24 protein-coding genes are annotated in these 20,275 nt (G+C 40.9%); 3 read left to right on the top strand and 21 right to left on the bottom strand.

Features of this window, described 5'->3' with window-relative positions:
- Positions 1 to 114: 114 nt before the first annotated feature.
- Together EQY75_RS05415 and EQY75_RS05410 are read right to left on the bottom strand one after the other, a co-directional pair.
- Positions 115 to 768 carry an SGNH/GDSL hydrolase family protein gene (locus EQY75_RS05415; protein WP_246020021.1) on the bottom strand — a complete coding sequence of 218 codons (654 nt, stop codon included), beginning with the start codon at positions 766 to 768 and terminating at the stop codon, positions 115 to 117.
- Positions 765 to 2,081, bottom strand: a complete 1,317-nt coding sequence (locus EQY75_RS05410; protein ID WP_129603561.1) for an APC family permease — start codon at positions 2,079 to 2,081, stop codon at positions 765 to 767. The genes EQY75_RS05415 and EQY75_RS05410 overlap by 4 nt, the downstream gene beginning before the upstream one ends.
- 360 nt (positions 2,082 to 2,441) lie before the next feature.
- Between EQY75_RS05410 and EQY75_RS05405 the strand changes: the two genes are divergently transcribed.
- On the top strand, positions 2,442 to 4,352 hold the full coding sequence (locus EQY75_RS05405; protein ID WP_129603559.1) for a fumarate reductase/succinate dehydrogenase flavoprotein subunit: 1,911 nt from the start codon (positions 2,442 to 2,444) through the stop codon (positions 4,350 to 4,352).
- 8 nt (positions 4,353 to 4,360) lie between these two features.
- Positions 4,361 to 5,104, top strand: coding sequence for a succinate dehydrogenase/fumarate reductase iron-sulfur subunit (locus tag EQY75_RS05400; RefSeq protein ID WP_129603557.1), 744 nt, complete (start codon positions 4,361 to 4,363; stop codon positions 5,102 to 5,104).
- Between the two features lie 39 nt (positions 5,105 to 5,143).
- Here EQY75_RS05400 and EQY75_RS05395 read toward each other — a convergent pair whose 3' ends face one another.
- Genes EQY75_RS05395 through EQY75_RS05385 form a run of 3 tightly spaced genes read right to left on the bottom strand, consistent with a single transcriptional unit; the run spans position 5,144 to position 7,150 of the window.
- Entirely contained in the window at positions 5,144 to 5,698 is a 555-nt protein-coding gene (locus EQY75_RS05395) for an adenylate kinase family protein (RefSeq protein WP_129603555.1), read from the bottom strand.
- Positions 5,699 to 5,746: 48 nt separating this feature from the next.
- Positions 5,747 to 6,793, bottom strand: a complete 1,047-nt coding sequence (gene arsB / locus EQY75_RS05390) for an ACR3 family arsenite efflux transporter (RefSeq protein WP_129603553.1) — start codon at positions 6,791 to 6,793, stop codon at positions 5,747 to 5,749.
- Between the two features lie 27 nt (positions 6,794 to 6,820).
- Positions 6,821 to 7,150, bottom strand: a complete 330-nt coding sequence (locus EQY75_RS05385; RefSeq protein ID WP_129603551.1) for an ArsR/SmtB family transcription factor — start codon at positions 7,148 to 7,150, stop codon at positions 6,821 to 6,823.
- 150 nt (positions 7,151 to 7,300) lie between these two features.
- Between EQY75_RS05385 and EQY75_RS05380 the strand changes: the two genes are divergently transcribed.
- The gene (locus EQY75_RS05380; RefSeq protein WP_129603549.1) at positions 7,301 to 7,840 is read left to right on the top strand and encodes a hypothetical protein; all 540 of its coding nucleotides are present in this window, start codon (positions 7,301 to 7,303) and stop codon (positions 7,838 to 7,840) included.
- 465 nt (positions 7,841 to 8,305) lie between these two features.
- On the opposite strand, the gene EQY75_RS05375 is transcribed toward EQY75_RS05380, so the two are convergent.
- The 16 genes from EQY75_RS05375 to EQY75_RS05300 form a co-directional block, all read right to left on the bottom strand.
- Positions 8,306 to 9,220, bottom strand: coding sequence for a diacylglycerol/lipid kinase family protein (locus EQY75_RS05375; RefSeq protein WP_129603547.1), 915 nt, complete (start codon positions 9,218 to 9,220; stop codon positions 8,306 to 8,308).
- A gap of 26 nt (positions 9,221 to 9,246) precedes the next feature.
- A complete protein-coding gene (locus EQY75_RS05370; protein ID WP_129603545.1) occupies positions 9,247 to 9,588 on the bottom strand; it encodes a hypothetical protein in 342 nt (113 codons plus the stop codon).
- A gap of 45 nt (positions 9,589 to 9,633) precedes the next feature.
- Positions 9,634 to 10,008: a DUF1428 domain-containing protein gene (locus EQY75_RS05365; protein WP_129603543.1), complete on the bottom strand. Its 375-nt coding sequence runs from the start codon at positions 10,006 to 10,008 to the stop codon at positions 9,634 to 9,636.
- Positions 10,009 to 10,090: 82 nt separating this feature from the next.
- A complete protein-coding gene (locus EQY75_RS14315; protein WP_129603541.1) occupies positions 10,091 to 10,483 on the bottom strand; it encodes a sugar O-acetyltransferase in 393 nt (130 codons plus the stop codon).
- A complete protein-coding gene (locus EQY75_RS14440) occupies positions 10,435 to 10,662 on the bottom strand; it encodes a maltose acetyltransferase domain-containing protein (protein ID WP_129603539.1) in 228 nt (75 codons plus the stop codon). Before EQY75_RS14440 ends, EQY75_RS14315 begins: the two co-directional genes overlap by 49 nt.
- Positions 10,663 to 10,718: 56 nt before the next feature.
- A complete protein-coding gene (locus EQY75_RS05350; protein WP_246020019.1) occupies positions 10,719 to 11,114 on the bottom strand; it encodes a VOC family protein in 396 nt (131 codons plus the stop codon).
- Positions 11,115 to 11,132: 18 nt separating this feature from the next.
- A complete protein-coding gene (locus EQY75_RS05345) occupies positions 11,133 to 11,924 on the bottom strand; it encodes a formylglycine-generating enzyme family protein (RefSeq protein WP_165200536.1) in 792 nt (263 codons plus the stop codon).
- Between the two features lie 222 nt (positions 11,925 to 12,146).
- Positions 12,147 to 12,938 (bottom strand): cupin domain-containing protein, encoded by a 792-nt coding sequence (locus EQY75_RS05340; protein WP_129603535.1) that lies wholly within the window; start codon positions 12,936 to 12,938, stop codon positions 12,147 to 12,149.
- A gap of 91 nt (positions 12,939 to 13,029) precedes the next feature.
- The gene (locus EQY75_RS05335; RefSeq protein WP_129603533.1) at positions 13,030 to 13,857 is read right to left on the bottom strand and encodes a LytTR family transcriptional regulator DNA-binding domain-containing protein; all 828 of its coding nucleotides are present in this window, start codon (positions 13,855 to 13,857) and stop codon (positions 13,030 to 13,032) included.
- Positions 13,858 to 13,959: 102 nt separating this feature from the next.
- Positions 13,960 to 14,526: a DUF7010 family protein gene (locus tag EQY75_RS05330; protein ID WP_129603532.1), complete on the bottom strand. Its 567-nt coding sequence runs from the start codon at positions 14,524 to 14,526 to the stop codon at positions 13,960 to 13,962.
- A 15-nt stretch (positions 14,527 to 14,541) separates the two neighbouring features.
- Positions 14,542 to 15,549 carry an NADPH-dependent aldehyde reductase Ahr gene (gene ahr, locus EQY75_RS05325; protein ID WP_129603530.1) on the bottom strand — a complete coding sequence of 336 codons (1,008 nt, stop codon included), beginning with the start codon at positions 15,547 to 15,549 and terminating at the stop codon, positions 14,542 to 14,544.
- Positions 15,550 to 15,756: 207 nt separating this feature from the next.
- Positions 15,757 to 16,389 carry a hypothetical protein gene (locus EQY75_RS05320; protein ID WP_129603528.1) on the bottom strand — a complete coding sequence of 211 codons (633 nt, stop codon included), beginning with the start codon at positions 16,387 to 16,389 and terminating at the stop codon, positions 15,757 to 15,759.
- A gap of 117 nt (positions 16,390 to 16,506) precedes the next feature.
- Positions 16,507 to 17,598 (bottom strand): NAD-dependent epimerase/dehydratase family protein, encoded by a 1,092-nt coding sequence (locus EQY75_RS05315; RefSeq protein WP_129603526.1) that lies wholly within the window; start codon positions 17,596 to 17,598, stop codon positions 16,507 to 16,509.
- Between the two features lie 149 nt (positions 17,599 to 17,747).
- Positions 17,748 to 18,191 carry a hypothetical protein gene (locus EQY75_RS05310; RefSeq protein WP_129603524.1) on the bottom strand — a complete coding sequence of 148 codons (444 nt, stop codon included), beginning with the start codon at positions 18,189 to 18,191 and terminating at the stop codon, positions 17,748 to 17,750.
- Positions 18,192 to 18,275: 84 nt separating this feature from the next.
- Positions 18,276 to 19,607 carry a serine hydrolase domain-containing protein gene (locus EQY75_RS05305; RefSeq protein WP_129603522.1) on the bottom strand — a complete coding sequence of 444 codons (1,332 nt, stop codon included), beginning with the start codon at positions 19,605 to 19,607 and terminating at the stop codon, positions 18,276 to 18,278.
- A gap of 160 nt (positions 19,608 to 19,767) precedes the next feature.
- On the bottom strand, positions 19,768 to 20,262 hold the full coding sequence (locus EQY75_RS05300; RefSeq protein WP_129603520.1) for a nuclear transport factor 2 family protein: 495 nt from the start codon (positions 20,260 to 20,262) through the stop codon (positions 19,768 to 19,770).
- Positions 20,263 to 20,275 lie beyond the last annotated feature (13 nt).

The following is a 20,275-nucleotide window of genomic DNA, read 5'->3' as shown; positions in this document are numbered from 1 at the left end:
CTGTTTTCTAGGGTTAAAAATTTAAAGCGGCAAAGGTACTAAGTAAGAATCGGTTAGACGAAGAATCGCGCAAAAAATGCCCCAAAGTCGCTTCTGCCTATCCGCACAGTTTCGTTATTTCGGCGGGATTAAGTGTTTCACGATAACTTTAGCGGCAACAGTACTGCCGAGGGTTGAAGGATGAAACTGATCACGTCCGTAATAGTCGAACTTCTTAGTCTGTTCAATATAATCTTTCCACACTTCCCCAACCGGGAGTATGATGGCGTTATTTATTGAGGCAGCATCCCGATAATTCTGTATCACTCCATCAAAAGTTTCGAAATACGCCAGCGAAGGCCAAACCATAAAATAGCAGAGTTGTGCATTGTACTTCTCACAGAGCTCGCGGTACTTTTTACCGTCCTCTATGAGCATTCTCCTGCCTTCCTTTTGAGAAGAAGGTCCCTGTTGAAGGATTACAAAGTCATACGCCTTTTCGGAAATCAATTTTTGCACCATTCCGTCCTTCCAATGATCAATTATGGCGTAGTTGGGGAAGGCGATCATTTCACAATCCATGTCAATTCCTTTACTCAGCGCTTCTTTTTGGACCAGGTCGGGCAGATTGTTAGTGTAAACAAGACTGTTACCCACAAATAATACCTTAACCGGTTCGGAAGGCGAATTAGTAGTAGCAGCATCCTGGCCATAAAGCCCGACATAGGTAATGAATACTACAAGTAGAAATACAATAGACCTTATCTTAAGGCTTTTAAATTCGATCACTCTTTTACTTTTTTATTCTTTAACCATCTTGCCCCGAAATAAATTGCACAAATAATCAAAAGGAAAATGGCTATTGACAAAAACTCCCAGGATGTCAAACTACTGAGTAGCCACAGTATAGAGGCAATACCGATCATGGGAATTGTCCATCCGCCCGGAACCTTAAAGGTCTTTTCCGATATTTCGGATTTTTTTCTCCGCATCCGGATAGTCGCCAGGATTACCAGCAGGTAGATCAACAGTATCGCAGCACTGGCAAGAATGGCCAGTTGCTCAAATCCGCCGGAAATGGAAAAGAGAAAAATTAAGCCGGTAAAAAAGATGATCGACCAGTACGGGGTGGCAAATTTTGGGTGGACCTTCCCCAGGAATTTGGGAAAAAGTCCGTCTCTGGCTCCAGCAAATAATACGCGGGGCGTACTCATAACATCTGTACTGACTGCACCATAACACGAAATTGCCGCTGCGATCAAAAGCAGAGTGCCCCCCATCGTCCCCATTAGTCGTTCTGCGACTGCGGCAAGAGGTGCATTCTTAAAAACTTCTATCTGGGGTCCCAAAATCCCTTGGGTTACCGTTTGCAATAGTAAATAAATCAATAGAACCGTTGCCCCACCAATCATTATCCCGAGCGGGATGGTTCGCTTTGGGTTTTTAATCTCTCCACTGGCCCCTAATGCCGTTTCGAAGCCCGCAAAAGCAAAAAACAGAATGAGCGTGGTGTTGCTGAACGACTTTAAAGAAGGTAAGTGTTCCCATTGCAGATTCTCCGGAATGATCAGGCTTAGACCAAAGAATCCGATCCCCAGTAAGGGCAACACTTTTATCACCGTGATCCATTTGATCAAGGCTACCCCCTGTTTTGCCCCTCGAATGTTTGTGATTACCAGGAAAGCCAGGAGAACAAAGTAAAATACACCTCTGATCCAGGGATTCGAAAAAACTGGAAAAACAACGGCAAGAGAATCAGCAATAATATTCATCAAGGCCGCACTCCCCAGGATACTCCATCCAAAGACAGCAAGCCAGTTTACAACAAAACCTGCGAATTCCCCAAAAGCAGTAACCACATAAGCGTAGCTACCTCCAGATTTGGTGACACGGGTGCCTATTTCGGCATAACACAACATAATGGCAGCCATCATCAACCCGCAAAATAAATAAGCAAAAATACTGAAGGCTCCCAATTCTACTCCTACAATAGCAGGTAAGGCAAAAATTCCGGCACCCACCGTGATGTTGATAATATTTAAAGAAAGACCTGTTACTCCAACTACTCTTTTAAGCTCTACATTTTCCTGATTCTTAGCCATATAGGGTTGATTCGTCGATTTTGGCCGCGATATGGAATCATTGCGCGATCACGAACGAGCAAATTAGGCTATTTTAGCCTGACTCAACTACTTGAGCGTTATTTTCCTTTTTATTGTTTGTCAATTATGAACTTTTTTTTGGAAATCCATGTCTTCAAATACAAGAATGACGGCATCAATACGGGGAAAGACTGAGAAGGTTATAGATGGTATCGAAATTCTGATTCTTTTCAGTACTGTTGACAGATGCTTCATGAAATGACATTTATCATATTGAATACCGTGAACTATGTTGATATTTGATAAAAGCAACCAAGTCTAATCTCGCAGATACTGCTCTGTTAAATCCCAATAATACAAATGCTTTTAGATGCTAAAATTCCTGAGGGTAAACTGGAAGATAAATGGCGTAACTATCAAATAAACAGTCAGCTCGTCAACCCGGCCAATAAGAAAAAACTCAATGTAATTGTTGTAGGTTCCGGGCTTTCAGGAGCCGGAGCTGCTGCGACTCTGGCCGAACTGGGCTATGATGTGCAATGTTTTTGCTATCAGGACTCTGCTCGCAGAGCCCATTCTGTGGCGGCACAAGGAGGTATAAATGCTGCTAAAAATTATCAGCATGACGGAGACAGCGTCTGGAGGATGTTTTTCGATACTTTGAAAGGGGGCGACTTCCGTTCCAGGGAGGCCAATACCTACCGCCTGGCAGAGCTATCCGCACCTCTCATTGACCACTTCACTCAGCAGGGTGTTCCTTTTGCCAGAGAGTATGGGGGAGTATTGGTAAACCGAAGTTTTGGAGGGGTACAGGTGCAAAGGACGTTTTACGCCAGGGGGCAAACCGGGCAGCAACTGCTGCTTGCCGCTTACTCTCAGCTTTATAAAATGATCCGGGCAAAAAAAGTAAGGATGCACACCAGAACTGAGATGCTCGATCTGGTGGTTGTAGATGGAAAGGCAAAGGGGATCATTGCCCGAAACCTGGTCACAGGGGCCATAGAACGGTATGCAGCAGATGCAATAGTCCTGGCCACGGGAGGCTATTCAAGGGTATTCAGGCTTTCTACCCTCGCCATTGGATGTAACGGCTCGGCCATTTGGAAAGCGCATAAAAGAGGGGCTCTTTTTGCTGCTCCTAGTTTTACGCAAATCCACCCTACTGCCCTACCTCAATCGAGCGAAGCACAATCTAAACTTACCCTGATGTCTGAATCGCTGAGAAATGATGGCAGGATCTGGGTCCCCAAAGACAAAAATGATAACCGTAAGGCTAATGACATCCCCGAAGAGGAGAGGGATTATTACCTGGAGAGGCGTTATCCGAGTTTTGGCAACCTCGCTCCCCGGGATATCGCCTCCAGGGCGGCTAAAGAGCGCATTGATGCCGGTCATGGGGTAGGCCGACTTAAAAATGCGGTTTATCTCGACTTTAAACACGCTATTGAACGACTGGGATTGGAAACCATACAAGATCGCTATGGGAATCTGTTCTCGATGTATAAAAAGATCACAGGGGTAGATGCCTACAAGGAACCGATGCAAATCTCCCCCGCAGCTCATTTCTCCATGGGCGGACTATGGGTTGATTATGAACTGATGACCACCATCCCCGGATTGTACGCCGTTGGGGAATGTAATTTTTCAGATCATGGGGCTAACCGACTTGGAGCGAATTCTTTGTTGCAAGCCAGTGTTGACGGCTACTTTATCCTTCCCAATACCATCAATAATTACCTGGCTTCGGAGATGAAAACACCGGGCATTAGCTCAGATCATCCGGCCTTTGAGGAGGTTGAAGAGGAGGTGAAGGAATATATTGAAAGATTACTCTCAATTAATGGTACTAAAACCGTAGACTATTTCCATCGCGAACTCGGTAAAGTGATGTGGCAGGAATGTGCTATGAGCCGTAACAGTGAAGGTCTTAAGAAGGCTTTGTCAAGGATAGAGGAGATCAAGGAGGATTTCTGGCAGGAGGTGAGAATAAATGGTAGTGCATCTCAAATGAATCCTGAATTGGAGAAAGCCCTGCGTCTGGCAGACTTTATCGAATTGGGAATACTGATGTGTACCGATGCCTTGCAAAGAGAAGAGTCTTGTGGGGCTCATTTCAGAGAGGAATACCAGACATCCGAGGGTGAAGCGGTCCGTAAAGATGCAGATTATGCCTATGTCTCTGCCTGGGAGTACCACTCAGAAGGATTTAAACTACACAAGGAAGTCCTCGAATTTGAATTTGTTAAACCGACCGTGAGAAGCTATAAATAAGAATAAGCATGAAAGTTACTTTCAGAATCTGGAGACAGGAAAACAGTAAAAGCAAGGGTAGATTTAAGGAATATGAAACCGAAGGCCTGAACGAGGATATGTCTTTTCTCGAAGCCCTGGATCACCTCAATGAACAGCTGGTGCTTCAGGGAGAAGAAGTCATTGCCTTTGAATACGATTGCCGGGAAGGCATCTGCGGGCAATGCGGAGTGTTTATCGACGGCAGGGCACATGGGCCACATCGAAACATAACCACTTGTCAATTACATATGCGTAGCTTCAAAGATGGAGATGTAATCACCGTAGAACCTTGGAGGGCAACGGCTTTTCCTGTGCTGAAAGACCTTGTGGTAGACCGATCAGCTTTTGACAGGATTATTGAACAGGGAGGATTTATTACTGCAAAAACCGGGACTGCACCGGAGGCTAATGCCATTCCCATAGGAAAGGAGATTGCAGACAAAGCTATGGACGCGGCTGCCTGTATTGGTTGTGGTGCCTGTGTGGCCGCCTGTAAAAATGCCTCTGCAATGCTCTTTACTTCAGCCAAAATAAATCACCTCAATGCTTTGCCCCAGGGTAAACCTGAAGCCTATAGCCGAACTAAAGATATGGTTGCACAAATGAGCCTGGAAGGGTTTGGGAATTGTTCCTTTACCGGGGCATGTGAAGTTGAGTGTCCGGAGGGGATCTCCATATCCAATATTTCTGAGATGAACTCCTGGTTTCTCAAGGCTAAATTGTTTGGCTAATAGCTTAGAATTTGAGTAAACCATATATTTTTAATAGATCTACACCGACAAATACTTCATAGTAACGTCTATGGCATCCGAAAAGGAGCTTGAGGTATCGATGTATTTTAATTGGTTCTCCGTACAGGATCTTTTTATAAGCTTGCTATGAGCGATCATATTTTTGACATGATCCTCAATATAAGCATCGGATTTATCTGTTAACCAGTCGCTTTTTAATTGGCTGAATTTCTTGATCTCGTTGACTTTTCTATCAATTTCTACTTCGGAATAACCCAGAAAACAAACTTTCACATTGTCCGGGTGTTTTTGAAGCAATTCAATGATCAGTTCAGGGAGCAGGGCTTCACCTTCAATCACACAGTCCGTATCCGTATAAATCATGCTTTCCAACATCGCTTTTATAAAGTTCCAGAGCCTTTCTGCGATCTCATCCGGAAATAATTTGTCATGTACCCCAAATTCAGGCAAGCCATTAGTAAATCCCATCATAATCCAATCCAGCGAGAGATATGGGATGCCTAATTGGGCTGATAGCTTTTTTGCAATGATAGTCTTACCTGATCTGGATGCCCCGCTAATGATATACAACATCCTTTAGTCTGTTTTTTAAACTGTGTAATAATAATGAATTGTTGCGCTTTAGGTAAGCGCCTTGCTGAAATATCTTTTTCGCAACCAAAACGACACACGTACCAATAAGATCAATGCAGGCACCTCAACCAATGGTCCTATGACCCCAGCAAATGCCTGCCCGGAATTCAATCCAAACACTGCTATGGCCACGGCTATTGCCAATTCGAAATTATTTCCAGCCGCTGTAAAGGCAACTGAAGTGGTTTTGTCATATTCTGCTCCTGTGGCTTTGGTAAAGAAGAAACCAATGATAAACATCAGGGTAAAGTAGAGCAGCAAAGGAATTGCAATAATCATAACATCTATAGGGAGATCTACGATCAATTCTCCTTTGAGTGAGAACATCACCACGATAGTAAATAATAGTGCTATCAAAGTCATTGGTGATATAGCCGGAATAAAGGTATCCGTGTACCAATCCTCGCCTTTGAGTTTCACAAGAATTTGCCGACTAAAAATTCCCATGGCAAATGGGATGCCCAGGTAAATAGCTACGCTTTCCGCGATAGTCCCAATAGATATGTCAACGATGGCACCTTCAAACCCAAAATAAGGGGGAAGGAGGGTGATAAAAAAGTAGGCGTAAAAACTATAGGCAAAAACCTGGAAAATACTGTTTAGGGCTACTAATCCAGCTCCGTATTCACTACTTCCTTCCGCGAGGTCGTTCCAGACCAGCACCATGGCAATACAGCGTGCCAATCCTATTAAGATGAGTCCGACCATATATTCCGGATAGTCCCGTAAAAATGAAATGGCAAGCACAAACATCAACACCGGGCCAATAATCCAATTGAGTATCAATGAAATAGAGAGGACCTTTGTGTTTTTAAATACTTTCGGCAAGAGGGCGTAATTTACTTTTGCCAAAGGCGGATACATCATCAGGATTAAACCAATGGCTATTGGGATATTCGTTGTTCCACTGTTGAATGAATTGATCAGCTCAGGAAATGTAGGCACAAAATACCCGATACCCACGCCAAAGGCCATAGCCACAAAGATCCACAGGGTGAGATTTCTATCTAGAAAGCTTAATTTTTGTTTACTCATAGTACTGCCAGTGAAGGAATTAAAATTTTAACAACAATCCGGTTTTGGGACATCCTGATCGAGAAATTCAGACATCACTTCTTTCATTTTCATCCATTTCACCGGGTTGATGCAATAGCATACGCTTGTGCCTTCAACGGTTCCTTTTATGAGTCCTAAATATTTGAGTTCTTTTAGATGCTGTGAGATGGTGGGTTGCGCCAGGCCAATTTCCATTACCAGATCCCCACAGTAACAAGTATCAATTGCAAAGAGTTTTTGCAGAATTGCTACCCGTGCAGGATGCCCGAATGCCTTTGCAAATAGTGAGATTTGATTCTGTTCGTCTGTAAATATCTCCGTTTTCGCCAAACCCATGATCCGAATATTTAATTAATCGCAATATTACGATTAATAAAGCGTCCTTCCAATCTATTTTGACCTTCTACAGGCGAGGGTGTAAAAGATTTAATCAGTACGATTATTTAAAAGGTATAATTATTGTGGTATTTCCGGAAACCAACTTCCATGAGAAAATTTCTAGTCCTGGCCGTATTTTCTTTATGTTTTAGCTGTATCCCCATTAAGATTGCCCCGAATATTGATGACTACAAAATTGTTGTGGCAAAAAAGTTTAAACGAGATCTGCCGAGGCAGCACGCCTTTGTGTTTGAAGACGTCAAAGAAGCAGATGAATTTTATCACTATATAAATTCCAGATTTGATCTAGACTTTGAAAACGTGGAACTCAATGTGCCTTTTACAGTAAACGGACAAACTTACTTTATGTCGTTTGACGAAAGAGAAAAAGTAACGGAAGTTGTCAATTTGCTCCCTGTTGTAATCGATGGGGTATTGAATTCAGAAGGTTACGATCCAATTCTCGAAGATGCTCATTCTTCCAGAAATTCAAACTGGTACATTTTAATTACTGTAATGGACGGCAATTTTAATGACTGTCTGTCCCCCGATTACCCTTTTCGGGAAGAAGTAATACTGTTTTTGCATGCCCTTAAAATGGAATACCAAAACACTCATCATTATGTTGAAGCCTTACTTAAAAAATGATGATGTATCCTAATACTTTTTACTGATCAACCTTTTACTCAGATCTTTGAAAGGACATAGAAAGTAGTAATCAATATTCCTATCAGAATAATCCCAGACCAATGCCAGACCGGTCTTTTTATTTTGGATTTATTGATTTGATATACCTTTTTCAAGTCTGAAGAGAACTCTTTTTTCCTGATCGTTCTCTTACAATGAACACATTCACTAAAAGTGCTTTTCCCTGCTGGAAACATGGGAATCCAGAAGATATGGAAGTATCTTCCAAACTGACTTATATTTTGTGTTCCGGAATTATGACAATAGGTACAAGCAGATCCATCTACTTCTACCGATCCTATATGAGAAGCGCGTAATCCAAAGATAATCAAGGGTTTAAGATTTTTAAAGCCTTGGCTATTTAACCTAATTATAACGCACCATTAGTCCTTAAATTGAAATGTAAATCGTCTAGAAATGATAGTGTTAAGAATCAAGAGGCATTAGAAAGTTGATTGCTTTTGGCATAATACTCAAGGTAGCGGGAATAAGGCCAATATACTCACCATCCGCTTCTATACCACATGGTTCTTCGCTCTCCAGTACTACTTCTTTAGCCCTGTAGTAATGTACTTCCGGGTGAATTATTTTACATCCCTTTTTCAATTTTCCCAGGTTCTTCAAATAGTCCCAGATACTCAGATCTCCGAAGATTACCAGTTGAAAAGTGCCATCATCAAGGACTGCCTCCGGTGCCACACATATGGCATTCCCAAAAAAACGTCCGTTAGCCACGGCCATTTGAAGCAACTTTCCTGTCCAATGCCATGTGCCACAGGAACAACTCACATTTGTCTTCTGATACCGGAGGAAACCCTTTAAAATACTACTAAAGTAATTAAATCGAGGGCTCAGCACCTTTGATGATTGCTCCATGCTTTTCACCACTTCAGGTCCCAGGCCCACGCCGGCTATGTTAACAAAAACATGGATTTCCTGTTTCTGTTTCAAAATAATCCTGCCCAGGTCGATCTTTTTTATACTATTCGATAATATCAAAGTGATCAGTTCCTCAATTGAATCATTGATCCCTGCCGATCTGGCAAAATCATTGGCCGAGCCGTATGGGAGTAACCCCAATACCGGCAAGTCCTGTGGTGGAATCTCACTCTGGAACAGCCCGTTGACCAGTTCGTAAAGGGTACCATCTCCTCCAACCCCTATCAGAAAGTCACAGCCGCCTAAAGCTGCATTCCTTCCCAGTTCAATGGCGTGCTTACTCCCTGTGGTATGCTTGAATTCAACAGCACTAAAATCTGATCGATCACAGGCTTCCCGGAGCATCGGTAGTATTTTCGCCAGACGATTGTTCTTGTTGTTGACTACAAATACTATTTTCATTCGGTAGGGCCTACGTTGAGACGAATTTAATTATTCAGGGACTGATAAACTACCAGAATCACCCCTACTACAAAAAGGGAGGTGAAGATCAATTTATTGTTCTTTGCCAGCCAGTTGGGAAGAAAAATATCAAAATTATCCTTTTCCGAATCAGAATATTTCCTCGCCATCAATGTGAGAGGGCAGAACATCCTAAAGATCAACAGTGTTATCCCTTCTCCCACAACCAGAGCTATGGCAATCCAGGTATAGGTATTTACCCTGCCGCTGATACCCGAGTACAGTACATAAAATATAACCACCACAAAAAATAGCCAGATAACCGTATGTATAATTTTTATTGTCAAAAGCTTATCCGCCGCTTTCATGGGTGATTGATTTGATCTAGTTTTTGTCTTCTGCTGTAACTCAACTTATTGCGATATAGTGAGGGCCTTAAAGCCGCCATAAGCCATTCTCCCGGCATCAAAAATTTTTCTTGAATCTGTCAAGGGTGCCACTAATTCGGCCATTCTTGGGTCGGCTGCCACCTTTTCATTGGCCAGGTTACGTGTTTCCCGGGAATCAAAAACTACCCATCCAAACACGATGGCTTCCCCTTCATTCGCTTCAACCATTTCTGGGAAGGAGCGAGTTCCTTCCAATGCAAGATCGTCACCCACATATTCACAGTAAGCCAGTGCTCCGTGTTCCTTCCAGATCTCGGCAACCTGAACAGCTACCTGCTTATACTCGGGCAAGTGATCGTGTCGTATCGGGAATACAAATCCGTCCGTATAATTTCCCATAATTTTCAGTTTAATTATTTATTATGATGATACCAAATAAGTGAACCCTTTAGGTCCTTGTCATTAACATCTCTATTAAATCCTATAATTTTTTCTTTATTTCACAAGGGTTCCCGAAAGCCAGCACCTGGTCAGGGATGTTTTTGGTGACCACACTCCCCGCTCCGATGGTTACATTATCACCAATGGTTACTCCGGGAAAAATAACTGTATTGCCCCCTATCCAGACATTATCTCCTATGCTCACCGGCTTTGTAGAGGTCAGGTATCGGGTTTCGTCTCCCTCCCCCACTATCCTTTCCGAGGCTATTAGCGGATGGATGGCCGTATAAATTTGAACATAAGGAGCGAGGAGTCCATTTTTGCCGATGGTTATTTTATTGTTGTCCAGAAAGATGCAATTGGTATTTACAAAGGTGTTAGCGCCTATGGAAATATTTTCCCCATAGTCGCAATAAAAGGGGGTTCCACCCAAACCCCTTTTCCTTTAAATTCGAACAATTCCGCCAACAGCAGGTCCCTTTCTTCGGCTAATTCAGAATTGAGATTGTTGTATCGTTTTAATAATCGACGTGCCCTGTGGTACATTTTTATTAATTCCGGATCCCGTGAATCGTAATTCATCCCCTTGAGCATTTTCTCTTTTTCTGTCACCAGTTCGTTATTTAAAAAATTCCTAGAATCGGGTTTTTACCCCAGCTGAACCCCTATTATTCAGACCATACCGCAAGCTCATTGCCTTCGGGATCCCGAAAGTGAAAACGCTTCCCACCGGGAAATGAAAAAATATCCTTAACAATGGTTCCACCGTTTTCGGTGATGGCCAACTTAGCGGCCTCGAGGTCCGAATGATACAACACCACAAGGACTCCATTGATAAGGGGTTCATCAGTTTTTTCAAATCCGCCGTAAACCCCGCTGTCCGAGAAGGAAGTATAAGTAGGGCCATAATCCGTAAATTCCCAACCAAAGGCACGGGTATAAAAGTTCTTTATTCCTGAAAGATCTTTTGCCTTAAATTCTAAATAGCTGATGTGGTTGTCATCCATTTCTTCCTGATTTAGTAGTGTGATTTCATCTATTTTAATCTGAGCAATCACGGCCACAGCAAATGTGCCGAATGCTTATTCATTATCTTTCGCGAGCCTGAACCCGGGTCTTTTAAAATCAGGTTCAACATACGCTCTGCTCGCTGAACGAGAGTGCCAGGGATCAGTACCATAGCTGGCCCCTCTGCCTACTTTGTGCTTTCCGGTAGTCGCTCCAATTGGATTCTTTGATTTTTGATCTGAATATTCCCCATACCAGTCGCTACACCATTCCCAAATATTTCCGTTAATATCGCAAACCCCCAGTTTATTTGGCTTAAAAGAGCCCACCGGCGCTGTAAAAGCATATCCGTCATAGTAATTTTTCCATATACCACTTCTGGAGGTTTTTGCACGAAATGATTCGTCTGCCAGGTTTTCATTTGACGGAAGGGCTTTTCCCCAGGGATAGACTCCCTTTTCACCCCCGTTTCGGATCACATATTCAAATTCTGCTTCTGTGGGCAAACGATAGTCCTCCCCGGTTCGCTTATTCAGCCATTGTATGTAATCACAGGCATCATTCCAGGAGGTATTAATTATGGGATGATCATCAATCCAGCCCCACTCGGGTTGCTTCGGCATTGTCCTGTCTGTAGCCAGGCAAAATTCCCTGTATTCTGAAACCGTAATCTCAAATTTTGCGATGTAGAAATCCTCAATTTCCACAAGGTGTTCCGGCCGCTCGTCACCCTCACCATCATTCTGACCCATAATATAAGTTCCTCCTTTTATTTTAACCATGATCGGTTCTGTTGGAACCTGGGCATTGAGGCTTGGCATCGGTACAAAAGAAAGCAACAAAATACCTGATATAAAAAGTTTCAAGCTTGATCTTTTGACAAATTGAACGTCCATTTTTAATACAGAATTACATCACAACGACAGGTCAGGATATAGCTTAAAGAACAAAATGATCCATACCATTCAAGCAGTAAAGTAAGATAGCAAATTGCAAGGAATTCCACGTTGAAATTCCTTGCAAGAAGTAATAAATGTTGTGAAGTGTATTATCAAGATTGTTTAAATTTTATGGGACACTCTTTGCTTTCATGCGCCTTCACCAAACATGATCAGGATGGCTTCCGAAGCTTCATTTGTTTCATTCCACCATTTATGTGCAGCAAAGGGCGGAATAAAAACAGTGTTTCCCTCAGTTAGAGAAACGCGTTTGCCGTCAACTTCACCTTCAGTTACACCTTTAATAGCAACAATCAACATCGGAAATGGCATTGCCTGTTCTCTTGGATCATGTCTTACTTTTTCTTCGGGAAGAACTCGGTACCAAGCCGTGCGTAAGCCTTTTTGATAATAGAATACAACAAAATTAGAGCCATGTGCCTTTCGTGTCAATCCATCTGCAAAGGGTACGATTTCTGGAAATCCTCTGGTCCAAAAATGGAATGAAAAGGCATTGATCTTACTGTCCATATCCATATCGCTTTCAAAACCTTCCATTTCTTTTACATTCATTGGCGCATAATCGCCGGCAAAAGCTTTACCCTGAGCAGTTAAAGCATTGAGTTCTCCATTAAAAATAGCTCTTAATGTTTCCTTTTCTACGGAATAAATGAAGGTAGGTAATGTAGGAAGTCCTTCTTTTAAAACTACTTCCCACCCTGCTTCTGTTTTATTTCCTGTTACATGGATGGTCCACGATTCGTGATTTACTACTTCTAATCCAAATATCATAGGCTCTGATGCGAAGCGATCATTTTTAAAGTCCTCTACATAGGATGTAATAATTTCCTCTGTATCTATTTGGGCAACAGATTGAGAAAAAATTAACTGAGAAAAAAGAGTGCAGATAAGTAATGACAAAATTGTTCTTAGAGTTTTCATTTGATGAATATTTAAGTTTGACTCAACAAATGAATACTAATTAGTATGCAATACCATAGATAAACCGGGCTTTGTGGAGAATATGTAATTTTTAGGGGCGAATTTGCAAAAGCCCTGTTATTTGACTTACATATTGCTTAGAAACTGGAATCTCATCTTTATATTTTTTGTGTTCAATAGTGGTTATTCTACTCGTGTTTTTTTTAAGTTGGAAACCGGTAATATTAATCAGATGACGTCTGTGACAGCGATAAATGGGTGTAATCGGATTAACTATTTGGTCCTCGATATTCTTTAAACTAGATCTGAATACCAATTTCTTACGAATACCATTTCTTTCAATATGAATATCCACATAGTTATCATCGCTAACCATGTACATTACATCATTTAAATTCAATCTCAAGGATTTGGTATTGGCAGCAGTAATTAGATAGTTTTCATTGGACGATAGTAATGTGTATTTCTTGCGATTAACATAATTAAACAAGCCTATCACAAAAAAGGATACCGTAATTCCAATTCCCAATAGCCTGCCCAATACATAGAAATACTCTGTCCATGTGAAATCACGAAATCCGGAGAGATAACTTTTACTAATAAACATCACTGCTCCAACAAATAAGATTAACCAGGCATACCATATCACAGCCTTACCAAAACTCCAATTCTTATACAGACTCGAAAAAAGTTCAGGAATTAAAAATTCAATAAAATAGATAGAAAGAAAGAAGACTAGGCCTAAACCGAAAACAGCGAGGTTGAAGTATGCGCTCCCTGTTTTATTTTCAATGTCGAAAGGTTTAAATATTATAATGAATAAAGTTGCACTCAGTGCAATTAACAATAACCAAAATACATTTTTGAAGGTATGTTTTGGTCTGGGAAAAGGTGAATAAAAAATATTAAACCATTTCATAGGATATCCATCTAAAGATAATTAGTTATGTCCTGGTTTAAAAAAGTTCTTATGAATCTGTTATAAATTGTGCGAATTGATAAAACAGCATAGATCTAGACCTTAATGCGCTCCTTGCTTTTTAGGACTTTTGGAAATTCTCACCCCAATCCAACCTGCCAACAAAAAAAGCGACCCTGCCGTAAATAGGGGTACTATCCAGACACTTGAAGCATCCACATTCAGGGTGATGAGTAAAGCCCCTACCGAAATGACTACGGCAAACACCGCATACCCAATTTCATCGTAAAACCAGGCATAGGGGAACAAGTGGGCTCCCGTTATAATGGCATAGGCCATGATAAAATAGTCAGGGAACTTAAGCAGGGTAAAAATCAGGAAGGGAAAATAAATCAATTGGGCAAAATTCAGCCATAGTCCAAGGGAGTCCAGAGGATTGTCTTTTATCTTCCATTTCGTCTTAAAGATCTTGGATAATCCAAAGGCCAGCGGAAGCATTACCGCCCCCACGATAAACGTCAAAATACTTCTGTCAAAGGAGCTGTATTCCAGCGTCCAGATATAGGCTATTACACACCAGATAATTCCTGCAGAAACCATAAATTCAATCCCGTATTTGGCTTGTAATTGAATTTCCAGTTTAAGCTCAGCCAGATTTCTATTTTTCATAGACACTTCGCTGCTTTACTTATTTTTCAATACGATCCTGAACCTCGCTTTTCCTTCTTCCAGGTGTTCAATAGCTTCATTTACCTTCTCCATAGGAAATTCTTCAACCTCCGGATAGATATTGTGCCGTACACAAAAATCGAGCATGGTTTTGGTTAATGCAGGACTGCCTATCGGACTTCCCCCTACTGACTTTTCTCCCATTATTAAGCTGAAAGCGGGGATTTCCATCGGTTCCAGAACAGCTCCTACCGTATGGAATCTACCTTTAGGTGCCAGGGTAGTTAAATAAGAGTTCCAGTCTAAAGTAACATTGGTCGTATTCAAAATAAAGTCGAGTTGCCCCGCAATACTCTCTAATTCTTCAGGCGACCTCGAATTGATCACCCGGCTGGCGCCCATTTCCATGATAGCCTTCTTTTTATCGGGATTGGAGCTAAAGGCGATCACCTCACATCCCCAGTGTTTTAAAAATTTAAGAGCCATATGGCCTAAGCCTCCAATTCCTATGACACCCACGGTGTTCGTAGGCTGAACGCCCGCTAAAATAATAGGATTAAAGACGGTTATTCCCCCACAGAGCAGGGGTCCTGCCTTACTCATATCGATATCATCCGGGAGCGGAATGGTCCATGACCAATGTCCCCGAACCTTGTCGGCAAATCCGCCATTCCTGCCTACGATGGTGGCCTCGCTATTCGCACAAAGATGATGTTCCCCTTGCATACACTGTTCACAGCTCATACAGGAGGAAGACATCCACCCAAGGCCTACTTTATCCCCAATTGCGACATTTTTTACAGCATTACCTGTAGCGATCACTTTTCCAATGATTTCATGCCCGGGAACAAAAGGGTATTGAGTCATCCCCCATTCATTATTGATCATACTGAGATCAGAATGACAGATACCGCAATAATGTACTGCTATATCCACCTGCTCAGGCCCTATCTCCCCTAATTCATAAGAATAAGGTGTTAATTTTGCGTTCTGCCTGGTAGCAGCGTAACCGTTTACTTTCATAATTTATTATTGTATAGTTTTTGTTTTCTAGCGTACAGACAACGAATCCGGCAATGGACCGCCTTCTGAAGTCTCGCACCAAGGACATGAATGCCTCAACGGAGCTAAATTGTTTTAACTAAGATAGAGAATTAACGCAGACTTTGGGGAGGTATGGGTTACAGGTTTTGTTGTAAAACTAAAATTTTGGCATAGTAGGGATTATTCTTATTTATAGTATTCATAATCTGATTCGATAATTTTTTTACGTCCCGCCTGCACCAGATTCTCTTGATTAGTCTTTCCCGCCGGTATTTTTCCAAAGTCAAAATCCCTTGGTAAATAGAATTCGGTATTGACGTAATAAATTAAATTTCCCCTTTCATCAAATTTACGATCGCTTAAGAAGCTCTTTTTGTAGGGAAACTTCCCTGTCATACTTGGAAATATGCCCCCAATTAAACCTTGATCATCATAGAGTTCATATGATGCAGGCTTATCAATATTTGGGGGATGGTAAATCCAGAGCGTATCATTTCGCTTCAGTTTGCATTGTAGCAATGTGGAATCCCTGTAAAAACAAATTTTATCACCCATTTTTCTCTCAGAATTTTTTGCATTGATCCAGACCGTGTCTTTGGAGTTCATCAGGAAATTAATAGAATATGTTTGGTTTCCTTTATTGTCATATCCGATTTCAAAGTCGAATTCTATTTCATCTTTTCTTATATCAAAAGTGAGAGGGTCTGTTTTGGCAGAATAATGTTTAATACGCTGTTTTTTGATAATTGCCTTTTCACCGCTAGATTGTTGGCAGGTGTTTAAATTCACCAATATCAGGAGTAAGAATAAATATTTCATATCAAAATGTTCCTACGCTTTACAAGGGTCATAAAAAACGCCGGTTTTAATGGAGCATAATTTCTTTTAAGGCACTTATTTTACCTTCTAATGTACGGGATTAGTATCTTTAATAAATCAGGCTTTGATTTTGTCAATTAACATCATCTCTTTGTTTCTTTCCAAGCCGATTTCAATTTCATCAGATCCGAACTTTATAGTATCATTCATACTTGTCCTCAACCATTTCATGCAATCTTCTAAAGTCATTTCAACAGGCCTGAATTTAAATCCGGTCTGCACCAGTTTCTCATTGCTTATCTGCATGAATGCATCTTCAGATAATGGTGTCCATAATGGTAAATCACTAAATGGTGAAACATTATTCGATGTTAGGAAATCTTCGCTTGCCCAAATGAGTTCAGTTTGAGAATTGAATTGTTTTTTTGCTCCTTCCAGGAAATCCTTCCAAAGCAGCGGATCTTCACCAGGCCCCGTACAGTTATAGACACCTGTAAATTTATTTTCTGCTGCCGTTATTGCAAACTTTCCGATATCCTTCACATCAATAAATTGCAAATGATCCAGACCCGAACCTGGAGCTATAATGGCGTTATCGCGATTAAGCTTTATGCACCAATACAATATGTCTAAAGCAGGGTCTCTCCATCCTTTAATGGGTCCTCCTCGCAATATGGTGTGATTTTCTTTGAACCGTTCTTTTACAAATAGCTCTGCAGCCAGTTTTTCTTCAGGGTAGCTCCATTCATTTTTGTCTAATTCAAGGCTGACGACTTCATTTTCCTCATTTAATCCAACCTGCTGAAAATTGCTATACACCGCTATACTAGAAATAAAAATATAGTGTTTGGCACTGTTTTTTAATGCCGCTGTAGCTTCATCCACTAATTTTGATTTTTCTGGCCATACATCGATGACGATATCCCATTGTTCTTTCTTTAAGGGATCATATGCCTCTATTCCCTTTTCGCGATCCCCTTTAATAAGATCCAGGGTTGGAAATAATGTGGGGTTTGTAATTCCTCTATTGAACAAAGTAACGGAATGGTTGTTTTGCAATGCGGCGTTTACAATCGATGGTCCAACGAAAAAGGTGCCTCCTAAAACAAGTATTTTTAGTTTCTTTTGTGACCCGCATGACCAAAGTGGGCTCATGCCTAACAAAACACCACCAGTAACAGATTTAATAAGAAATTCTCTTCTTTCCATTTTTCAATTTACCTAGGTTTTCTTTCTTCTTGACATAAATCTTAAGTGCGTAGGCCCCGGCGTATCATATTTGGTTTTAACTAAGATAGGAAATAAGCGGAAGTTTAGGACTGTAATGAATTAAAGGCGTTGTTTCGCTTTAGGGTATTCTATGATACTCGAATATTAAACTCTTTTCGAATGTCTGAAATGGGAGTATCCAAATAGGGCTCAAAACCAGTCCAGGGCCAACGTTTCTTCATCTTTCTGGCTTTTAATATGAGTGCAGGGACAGAGAATAAGAGCTTAAAAATATTACTCACTACATGGGAAAAACTGAAATTTCTGGAGAGTCTGAATGCATTGGCTTCTCTATACCCTCTGATGTGATTGCAAAACCCCAAAGTGGTACCAAATATGGTCCATATTTTGACCGAGCCTTCGCCGTATAATGATATATCACAACCAAACAATACATGCACTATATCGTGCGATTTAAAGAACGCTTTGGCTTCATTGGATATTCCTTCTTCAGAATGGCTGTGATAGTCCTTATAAGCTCTATAAAACTCGTCTAACCCCTGCCTTAGCGTAATCTTAGTTTCCTGAGTCATTCCGTAGATGATATCATATGGTCCAGATGATGCATAACGGTCTCATTTATGAGCCCTTTTAATGGCATTTATAGTTAGTTGTATTTAATTGATTACCCTATTCGCAGGAAATCTGTTTTTACCCATAACCCATTCTAAGGTTTTAAACCTGCCATTCTCCATATCACTGAATTCCAGAATAACCCAATACTGAATATAAAAAAAGCGATTACCTCCTAAAGGAATTAACGCATCTGCAGACTCAAGGTCAAGAGCACCATAGGTGAGCGAATTCCCTTTTACTTTAAGTTTGCGTATGGGACCAAACCCAAAGTCATAATTGCCTTCATAAACCTTGAGTTCTTCAACGGGAAGCTGAGTTTCCTGACTCAGATAGTTTTCTGGAATAGAGTACGGTTTGCCGGTATAAATATTATAAATATCATCTGAAATGGGTAGTGCTAAATTCGAATAGTGATTTCCCAAAACCATAACGGTTAGTTCACTTGAAAATCTGTGCGTAATTTGATGGCAGAAGCCCTGTACCCTCCCGCTTGCCTGGAAGGCTTGCTCTCCTTCTATTTCAATAAAGTTCGGAAGCTCATTTAAGGTGCTGTCAATTACTTTCTTTCTAAAAAGACCTTGCAGAAAAAGGTTTAAATCTCCTGCTGTGGAGTACATAGAACCACCACCTATTTTAATACTCATATTGACAAAGTCCGCATTCACTAAATCGCCGGAACTATTGAACATATATCCATTGGCTCGTTTTTGGAGTATCTCGCTATTGTTGTCAATTCCGGTATTGGCCAGCCCAAGAGGGTTTAAAATTTCCTTTTGTAAGTAATCTCCATATGTAGCCTGGCTTACCTTTTCAATGATATAGGCCAATAAGACATAGCCGGAATTGCTATATCGATACCGCTCGCCTGGATCATAATCTAAAGGTTTATTTTTAAACAATTCAATAATTTCATTAATGTCATAGTCATATTTAATCAGGTCATTGTAATTGGGAAAATTGTTTAAATGCGGTATTCCTGCACGATGATTCAACAATTGCCTGATGGTAATTTCAGTGCCTCTGGGATAATCAATTATAAATTTGGATAAAGGGTCACTTAAAGAAATTGCATCTTCTTCAACCAGTTTCAGAATTGCCACTTCCGTAAATAACTTTGATATGGATGCTATACGAAATTTAGTGTCTTTTGTATTGGGAATTTTCCATTCACGATCGGCATATCCATATGCTTTTTGAAATATCGGCTCACCGTGTTTATATATGGAAATAAGTCCACTCCATGCGTCCATGTCCAGATATGGCTGCAGATATTCGTCAATTTTAGATGCTGTTGTTGTGTCCTTTTGTGCAAAAGCAGTAATTGCATTGATAGCTATAAAGAGCACAGTCAGTAATAGGTGATATTTTTTCATTTTCTTTAATTAAAGACTGCGATTTCGACAAAGACACGCCTTCCGAAGTCCCGCAGGGAAGACAGGCAAGCCTTGGCGTGACAAGTTTTTTTTAACTAAGATAGAAAATAAGGGCACATTTTGATGAGCGATGAGTTATATTTGTGGTTGGCCGTAATGCTTACTCTCTATTCATCCATTTATTCGTGTCACCCGTCATAGCCCAGAGGATGTTAATGATCTTCCATTCTCCATTTAATTTTCCCAGGTGGATGTAATCGACAAATTCAAACTTGTTTGTCACCGCTCTCACGGATGCAATTCCATTTGAGATATCATAAATTACAACTTCTGATGTTAAAGGGTCATTAGCGTCCACGTCAGCTTTATAAAACAGAGAAAAATCAAAACCTTCTGAGTATCCAATTAAACTGGCTGCGGTCATATTTTCAGGATATTCTATTCCTTCCTTGTTTTTCTCGATGGTCCGTTTTGCCAAATCAGGATGCATCGCTTTTTCAATTCTTTGCGGGTTGTTGGTTTCCATGCCTTCAAGGTAATTGAGGACAGTTTCCTTTATTTGGGTAGAGTCGTTTGGCGTTTGGGAAAAGACAGTACTATTATGAAATAATAAAATAACGGCAAAGAAATACAGGGGCATCATTATTCTTTTCATGTTGATATTCTTT

The sequence above is a fragment of the Muriicola soli genome (assembly GCF_004139715.1).
GTDB classification, from domain to species: Bacteria; Bacteroidota; Bacteroidia; order Flavobacteriales; family Flavobacteriaceae; genus Muriicola; species Muriicola soli.
Note: the sequence above shows the minus strand (reverse complement) of the source record. Positions and strands in the feature narration are given on the sequence as shown.